4 protein-coding genes and 1 pseudogene are annotated in these 4,532 nt (G+C 69.6%); 3 read left to right on the top strand and 2 right to left on the bottom strand.

The window, feature by feature from the left end; all coding sequences use genetic code 11:
• From mutL to D180_RS02710, 3 genes and pseudogenes are all read left to right on the top strand, one after another.
• A pseudogene (mutL, locus tag D180_RS02720) lies at positions 1-775 on the top strand (DNA mismatch repair protein MutL); the annotation flags it as partial.
• The gene (locus D180_RS02715) at positions 775-1,704 is read left to right on the top strand and encodes a DUF1684 domain-containing protein (protein ID WP_017911580.1); all 930 of its coding nucleotides are present in this window, start codon (positions 775-777) and stop codon (positions 1,702-1,704) included. The pseudogene mutL and the gene D180_RS02715, both read left to right, overlap by 1 nt.
• Before the next feature lie 13 nt (positions 1,705-1,717).
• Positions 1,718-2,698, top strand: coding sequence for a TraB/GumN family protein (locus D180_RS02710; protein WP_017911579.1), 981 nt, complete (start codon positions 1,718-1,720; stop codon positions 2,696-2,698).
• A 173-nt stretch (positions 2,699-2,871) separates the two neighbouring features.
• Here the strand turns inward: D180_RS02710 and phaR are convergent, their stop codons facing one another.
• Together phaR and D180_RS02700 are read right to left on the bottom strand one after the other, a co-directional pair.
• A complete protein-coding gene (phaR, locus tag D180_RS02705) occupies positions 2,872-3,390 on the bottom strand; it encodes a polyhydroxyalkanoate synthesis repressor PhaR (RefSeq protein ID WP_017911578.1) in 519 nt (172 codons plus the stop codon).
• Between the two features lie 206 nt (positions 3,391-3,596).
• The gene (locus tag D180_RS02700) at positions 3,597-4,337 is read right to left on the bottom strand and encodes a beta-ketoacyl-ACP reductase (protein ID WP_017909333.1); all 741 of its coding nucleotides are present in this window, start codon (positions 4,335-4,337) and stop codon (positions 3,597-3,599) included.
• Positions 4,338-4,532 lie beyond the last annotated feature (195 nt).

The raw sequence follows: 4,532 nt of genomic DNA, 5'->3' as shown, positions 1-4,532 counted from the left end.
CGGGCAGGGTTATGGTTACGGCGCGCAGTGGCGCCCGGCGCAATCGCCGTTGGGTTTGCGCGTGGAAGAGGCGCCTGCAGCGTACGCGGCGCTGTACGCGCCCACCGCCGACGCGGGAAGCGCCGCCAGCCTGCCGCGGCAGACCCAGGACCCTGCCGGCGGCCTGCCGCCGACTGCCGCCGACAGCGGCGTGCCGCCGCTCGGCTACGCCATCGCGCAATTGCACGGCATCTACATCCTGGCCGAGAACGCCGACGGCCTGATCGTGGTCGACATGCACGCCGCGCACGAGCGCATCGGCTACGAGCGCCTGAAGACCGCGCACGATGGCATCGGCCTGCATGCGCAGCCGCTGCTGGTGCCGATCACCCTGGCAGTCGGCGAACGCGATGCCGACACCGCCGAGCGCGAAGCGGAGACGCTGGCCGCGCTCGGGTTCGAGATCACCCGCAGCGGACCGCAATCGCTGCACGTGCGCAGCATTCCCGCACTGCTGGCGCAGGCCGAGCCGGAGGCCTTGCTGCGCGACGTGCTCACCGACCTGCGCGAACACGGCCACAGCGGCCGTGTCGCCGGCGCGCGCGATGCGCTGCTGTCGACCATGGCCTGCCACGGCGCGGTGCGCGCCAACCGCCGCCTCACCATTCCGGAAATGAACGCACTGCTGCGCGACATGGAAGCCACCGAGCGCTCCGGACAATGCAATCATGGGCGTCCGACCTGGGCGCGGTTCACCCTGGGCGAGATCGATCGTTGGTTCCTGCGGGGGCGGTGATGGACAAGCGGATGTGGACGACGGCGCTGCTGGCGGCGCTCGTCGCCTTGAGTGGTTGCGGCAAGCAGGCGCCGGCACCGGCCGCGCCGAAGGCGATGGACGCACGGTTCGTGGCCGATGAGCAGGCTTGGCGCGCGCAGCGCCAGCGCGAACTGCAGGCGCCGGACGGCTGGACCAGCCTGGTCGGCCTGCATTGGCTGGAATTGAAGGAGCACTACATCGGCAGCGGCCCGGACAGCGGCATCCGCCTGGCGGTGGGGCCGGCGAGGATGGCGCTGGTGTCGCAGGCGCAGCGCGAGGTGTACCTGACCCCCGAGCGCGGCGCCGCCCTCAGCGTCGCCGGCGCGCCGGTGCAGGGGCGGATCCGCGTGTACAGCGACCACGATCCGCAGCCGACGGTGATCGACTTCGACGACGGCAAGGGCAAGCTCAGCCTGATCGAACGTGGCGGTCGTTATGCGCTGCGGGTCAAGCACGCCGATGCGCCGACCCGGCTCGGTTTCGCAGGCGTGCCGTACTGGCCGCTGGCCGAATCCTGGCGCGTGCGCGGGCGTTTCGTGCCCAATCCACCGGGCACGACCCTGCCCATCGTCGACATCATCGGCGTCACCACGCCATCGCCGAATCCCGGTGCGCTGGAGTTCGAGCGCGGCGGCAAGCGCTACCGCCTGCAGGCGATCGGCGAACCCGGTCAGCCGCTGTTCGTGGTGTTCGCCGACCGCACCAGCGGTCACGGCAGCTACCCCGCCGGGCGCTTCCTGGACGTGGACCCGCCCGCGGCCGACGGCAGCGTGGTGCTGGATTTCAACCGCGCCTACGACCCGCCGTGCGCGTTCACCCCGTTTGCCACCTGTCCGTTGCCGCCGCCGGAGAACCGCCTCGACCTGGCGGTGGATGCCGGCGAGAAGGCCTACGCCGCCGCCCATTGACCCGAGGATGCCGATGACCCCGTTCCCGCGCCTGTTGCGCCGCCTGCTGCTGGGCCTGTCACTGTGCCTGGTGCTGCCGGCACTGGCCCGCACGCCGCCACCGGTGGCCGCGACGCCTGTCGCGCCCGCCGCCGCAGCGCCCACGGTGGTGCCGCCCACGCCGCTGTTGTGGAAGGTCAGCGGCCCGCGCGGCACGCTGTACCTGTTGGGCTCGTTCCACATGCTCAAGGCCGACGACTATCCGCTGGCGCGCGAAGTCGATGCGGCCTACGCGGCGTCGCCGCGGCTGCTGTTCGAACTGGCGCCGAAGGACGTGGACGCGCCGCAACTGGGCGCGCAGATGCTGCAGGCGGCGCAGCGCCACGACGGCAAGCGGCTGCAGGACGATCTGGACCCGGCGACCTGGGAGCGGCTGCGCCGCTATGCCGCCGGCCACGGCCTGCCGCTGGCGCAGATGAGCGGCTTCGAGCCGTGGTTCGTCGGCCTCAGCATCAGCATCGCCGACATGAAGGCGCAGGGCCTGGAGGCCGATGCCGGGCTGGATCGTCATTTCATGACACTGGCCTTGCAGGACGGCAAGAGTGCCGAGGGCCTGGAGACCGCGCAGGCGCAGATCGACCTGCTCGACGGCATGGACCCGGTGGAGCAGAAGCAGATGCTGACCGAAGCGCTGGACGATGCCGAGCAGGGCGCGGCGCAGACGCTGCGCCTGCACGATGCCTGGCGCCGCGGCGACGAGCGCCAGCTGTGGCAGGAGATCGGCGCGCAGATGAAGCGCGACTACCCGCGGCTGTACCAGCGCATCGACGTGGAGCGTAACCAGGCCTGGCTGCCGCGCCTAGAGCAGCGCCTGAAGGACGGTGGCGGCGACACCCTGGTGGTGGTGGGTGCGCTGCACCTGCTCGGGCCGGACGGCGTGGTCGAGGGCCTGCGTGCGCGTGGTTACAAGGTCGAGCGGATCTGCGGGAATTGCAAGCCGGCGAAGTCGCGCTGACGGGAAGGTGCGTCGCACGTGTGGTTGGCGTGCGCCCGCACCCTCATCCGCCCTGCGGGGCACCTTCTCCCGAGGGGAGAAGGGAGAGCAAAAGCCCCTCTCCCGTCGGGAGAGGGGGTGGGGTGAGGGTAGGGGTGCGAAGCGCCCCGCCGAACCTCACCCGGTCGCAATCCTCAGCGCGGACGCGACTTCGGTGCGGCGCCCGCCGGCGGTTCGCCAGGCTTGCCGGTGCCCACGCCAGCGGCCGGGCGGCCGAAGCCGGCGCCGAGGTTGCGCTGGAACTCCTGCCACAGTTCCAGGTTGCGCTCGGTGAGCTGGTTCATCATGGTCCACGGGGTCTGCCCCAGCAGGTTGCCCATCTGCTGGCGGAATTGCTGCTGCTGGTCGAGGAACACCTGCATGCTGCGCTCCAGGTAGTTGCCCATGAAGCCCTGCAGCGAGTCGCCATAGAAGCGGATGATCTGGCTGAGCAACTGCGTGGACAGCATCGGTTCGCCGTCCTGTTCCTGGTCGGCGATGATCTGCAGCAGCACTGCGCGGCTGAGGTCTTCGCCGGTCTTGGCGTCGCGGACTTCGAATTCCTCGCCGTCGATGATCAACTGGCGGACGTCTTCGATGGTGATGTAACTGGAGATCTCGGTGTCGTAGAGGCGGCGATTGGGATACTTCTTGATGATGCGAATCTCAGCCATGAAGCGATCGCTCTGTGACGGTAGGCGCGCAGCATGGCGCAGCGCAGCAGGGCTTGCAACCGCCGAAAGTACCTGAACACGCGGGTGCAGCAAAAAAATCATGCTGCGCAGCATTCGCAGCGCAGCAAACGTCCGCAGGCCGCCGTGGCGGCCATGCGGGATAGCGTTACCTCGCGCGAAAGCCGCCGCCTGAGCGATTCAGCCGCTCACCATCCCATGTGGTGGCCGCCGTTGATGTCCAGGTTCGAACCGGTGATCCACGCCGCTTCCTCGGCCACCAGGAACGCCACGGCATAGGCGATCTCCTCCGGCTTGCCGAGACGCCCGGTGGGAATGTCGGCGGCGATCTTGGCGCGGACTTCCTCCGGCACCGCCATCACCATGTCGGTGGCGACATAGCCGGGCGAGACCGTGTTGACGGTGATGCCGTAGCTGGCGTTCTCGCGCGCCAGGGAAATGGTGAAGCCATGCATGCCGGCCTTGGCCGCGGCGTAGTTGGCCTGGCCGTACTGGCCCTTGAGGCCGTTGATCGAGCTGATCTGGATGACCCGCCCCCAGCGCTTCTGGCGCATGCCCTCGATCACCGGGCGGGTGACGTTGAACACCGAGTTGAGGTTGGTGTTGATGACTTCGTGCCATTGCTCGGCGGTCATCTTGTGGAAGGTGGTGTCGCGGGTGATGCCGGCGTTGTTGACCAGGATCTCGACCGGGCCGAGTTGGCGTTCGACCTCACGCACCAGGGTCTGCGCGTGTTCGGGCGAGGCGACGTCGCCGGGGACGATGGCGACGTCGTGGCCACGTTCGCGCATGCGCTGCTGCCAGGCCAGGGCCTTGGCCTGGTCGCGGTAGTTGCTGGCCACGCGGTGGCCCTGCGCGGCCAGCCGCTCGCAGATTGCGGTGCCGATGCCGCCGGTGCCGCCGGTGACCAGCGCAACGCGTGATGTCATGGATGTCGCTCCGGATAGAAATGGTGGGAAAGGACGGCCGCGGCGCGGCCCAGGGTCCGATTCTAGTCAGCCTTGATGTCGCTGGGGATAGCCGGCGCGACTGGCGCCGCATCGTCCACGCGTCGGTCCTGCGCCGGCAACCGCGCCGGGTCGAAGGCGCGCAGCGCGGCGGCCAGCAGCGCCGGCACCGACCCG

The sequence above is a fragment of the Xanthomonas sp. SHU 166 genome (assembly GCF_000364685.1).
Classification (GTDB): Bacteria; Pseudomonadota; Gammaproteobacteria; order Xanthomonadales; family Xanthomonadaceae; genus Xanthomonas_A; species Xanthomonas_A sontii.
Note: the sequence above shows the minus strand (reverse complement) of the source record. Positions and strands in the feature narration are given on the sequence as shown.